This is a genomic window from Kitasatospora sp. NPDC058478 (genome assembly GCF_042720345.1).
Taxonomy (GTDB): domain Bacteria; phylum Actinomycetota; class Actinomycetes; order Streptomycetales; family Streptomycetaceae; genus Kitasatospora.
Genome location: NZ_JBHXML010000001.1, coordinates 194,421 through 196,191 on the forward strand (window position 1 = coordinate 194,421; position 1,771 = coordinate 196,191).

The window sequence follows — 1,771 nt, forward strand, 5'->3', positions numbered from 1 at the left end:
CGACAGGTTGAGGTTCTGCGCCGAGCCCGCCGTCACCGCCGTGGCGATGGCCGCGGACGTGGACGAACCAGCGGTGACCGTCGCGGAGTTGGGGTTGACGGCCACGGAGAAGTCGTTGGTCACCGTCGATCCGCTGGTGAACGGCGCGAAGATGTGGGTGAAGTCCCAGGTGTTCTGGCTGATGCCGGAGCAGGAGTCGTCCCCCGCCTTGCCCGGGCAGCCGCCGTTGTCGCGCTGGAGCGCCCAGAAGGACAGCGTGTTGATGCCCTTCGACACCGCCCAGTTGTAGACGGTGGTGGCGTTGGCCACGGTGAAGGTCTCGGCCGCGCCGTAGTCGTCGATGCCGGCCATCTCGGTGATCCCGATCGAACCCCACAGCTGGGCGGGGGTCTTGGTCGGGTAGAGCTTGGCGAGCTGGTTGTAGAGGCCCTGCGCGGAGGTCTGGGTGTCGGCCGCCATGTCGTGGGTGGCGCCGTCGTAGTAGTCGAAGGTCATCATGTTGACGACGTCGATCCGGGCGTTGTTGCTGACCGCGTTCTTCAGCACGGCGAGGCCGCTGGAGGCCAGCCCGGTGGTGGTGGTCGGCAGCGTGTAGGAGAACTGGACGTTGCGCCCGTTGGCGGCGGCCCAGTCCTGCACGATCTTGATCGCCTTGTTGCGGCGGTCGATTCCGGCCGTGTTGGTCAGCGAGTTGTCCTCGATGTCGAGGTCGATCCGGCTGACGTCGTAGGTGGTGACGAGGTTCTCGAAGGCTGCCGCGATCTGGTTGACGTCGGTGCAGCTGTCGGCCAGTTCGGTGCCGGTGTTGTCGGCGGTGTAGCCGCCGAAGGAGGGGATCACGTCCCCGCCGTTGGCCCGGATGGTGGCGATGTCGGCGCCGAAGGTCGAGGAGGAGACCGGCTTTGAGGTGTCGCCGTTCCAGTACGGGGTGCAGGAGCCCTTGGTGGCGGCCTGGAGGAACGCCATCGTCAGGTGCTTGGCCCCGGACTGGGTGGCCAGGGCGGCGGGGCTCTGCCCGGTCCAGGACTCGAAGTAGGGGGCGAAGACCCGGCTGGGGAGCGGGGTCGCGGCCTGGGCGGAGCCCGTCCCGGCGGCGACCAGGCCGGCCGACGCGGCCAGCGTGGCACAGGCCGTCAGGGCCGCCTGGATGGTTCTGCGTAGACGCATGGATTCTCCAACATACGTGGTGGGGCAGGACGTTGGGGATACGCGCATGATCGGGGCGCGACGGCCGTGTGGGGTCGGCCGCGCGGGCCCGGACGTGCGGACGTGTGGGTGTGCGGGTGTGCTGACGTGCGGGACTGCTGGGTGTGCGGGCGCGCGGAAGCCCACCGACTCGCGCGGAGGCGGGTGGCGGGTACGCGTGTGCGCACGCCGTACGGAGCGGGGGTGGTGCGGGACAGGGCAGGGCAGGGCAGTGCCTCAGCCGCCGGTGGTCACACCCCCACAGTGCATCCCGGTCGGATCGACATGCTTATGGTTGGACTAGACCACTGGTCTGTCAAGAGACCTAACAGTTCGTCAACACACCGCCCCCGTGGCCGAAGGGCCGCCCGATCGGCCGGGTGTGCGCGGTGCGGCCGGGGCTGTGGAGGTGGGCGGTGCGGCGGAGGTGGCCGGTGGTGCGGGGTGGCCGCGCTGCCGAAGGGCGGGCGCACCGAAAAATGGCGCCGCCGAAGAATGAAGGTGCCGTGGCCGCGCGCCCGTCGGCGGGGGCGCGGCCCCGGCGGCCCCGGGCCCGTCACATAAAAACAAAAAACGCAGCCCACGA

At 69.6% G+C, this 1,771-nt stretch carries 1 protein-coding gene; it reads right to left on the bottom strand.

The window, feature by feature from the left end; translation table 11 throughout:
* Positions 1-1,167, bottom strand: a 1,167-nt coding sequence (locus ACFWPT_RS00820) for a chitinase (protein WP_380478452.1), incomplete at its 3' end; no start/stop codon positions are given.
* Between the last annotated feature and the right edge of the window lie 604 nt (positions 1,168-1,771).